Below are 1,486 nucleotides of genomic sequence, written 5' to 3' on the forward strand. Positions count from 1 at the left end.
AGTATTGACGGTTTTTAACCATTTTCATTCTCTGTGGTGCAGCGCCGATTTTGCGCTGCATGGATGGCTAACGGGTGTTGTTCCAAACGAAACACTGTCATTACCGACTACGATTTGTTTTATGAATTACCAGATCATACAACCAGAAACGATTGTTGCTGCATTATTAGATTTAGTCCGAAAAGGCCATGTGAAAAAGCTTGATAATGACTGTTTTCGATTACTGAATAAAAGTGGTTTAATGCGTCATGAAAAAAATTTGGTTAAATGGCTTTTTAATGAGATAGGATCAGGTGATGAATTTAGCTTTGATGATATAGAGAGCTATCTGAAAAATAAAAAAAATCATCAAACATATCAACAATTAAAATCGAACTGGCAAAAAGAAGTAAGAGCAGAGATAAAGGAAGCTGGCCTTTATATAAATAAAGTGAAGTATCGAATTACAGTAGGCCTTTTCAGTATATTGCTAGTTCCTTTAATTATTTTATTTGCAACCCACGGTTTAACAGCTTTAGCAGTGACGTCAATAATTATATGTTTAGGGTTGTTGCTATTTGCTATTTTTTACTATCCAAAAACATTGAAAGGGTTTAAAGTGACGCTAGAGTTGCGCCATTTTAAACAGGAATTTCCAAAATTACTAGCATCAACGTGGCAAACATTATCCGACGATGATAAAATGCGGGCATTTATTATTGGAATTGGGAGCAATGAAAAAAAGCTTATTAAGAAGAACGAATCACTAGTTAATGCCTTTAAAACAAATGAACAGCAGTCAAGCACAGCCTATGGCTTTGATCCGACATGGTTGATCATTGCCGCTGCTGCAACAGCAAATTTTAATAGTGCGGAGCAGAGTACTGGTACAGGTGCAAGTTCAGGTGGGTTTACTAGCGGCGGTACAGGTACTGGCGGTGGTGGCGGTGGATCAGGAGCATTTTAACATTAATTTCATCTCAAGGATTAACAGCGCTTTCCTTCGGAACGGAAAGTGCTGTTTTCATTGGAGCGAGAGATAGGTTCATGTCATGTGAAATTTGGAGATTCTGCACACTTCTTAGTTTGTGTAACTTGTTGTAGGTTAATGGTCACCTATTTCTATTGTAAAAGAAGGTTCACTATTTTAATCATGCTCACCGTGCCATCAAAAATATCAATTGTAAGCCCAATATAAAATAGCTTGTTAATCTAATGATTACATTTGTAACTACTCCATTTATACATGAACAAATTAAGATAATAATAACAAGGAATACAAGGAGGTTATTTTATGGCAGTAGTTCATGTGAAAAATATTGTGAAACGTTATAGCTCACATTTAGGTAAGGGGGATTGGCTATGGAGATCATTAGTTCAGCATTGCTGGTGCTAGCTGTATTCTTCTATTTTGAATATAAATCGAAAATCACTAGAGTTGCATTAATCTAATCCAATTCTTAAGAATACTCAAAATGTTCAATTATTTTATTTTTTGCATAAAAAA

1 protein-coding gene is annotated in these 1,486 nt (G+C 35.3%); it reads left to right on the top strand.

What is annotated here, in order from left to right; all coding sequences use genetic code 11:
• On the top strand, nt 1-946 hold a 946-nt coding region (locus tag PQ474_RS26065; RefSeq protein ID WP_273848492.1), incomplete at its 5' end, for a DUF2207 family protein.
• Between the last annotated feature and the right edge of the window lie 540 nt (nt 947-1,486).

The sequence above is a fragment of the Halalkalibacter alkalisediminis genome, assembly GCF_028610705.1.
Taxonomy (GTDB): Bacteria; Bacillota; Bacilli; order Bacillales; family Bacillaceae_D; genus Halalkalibacter; species Halalkalibacter alkalisediminis.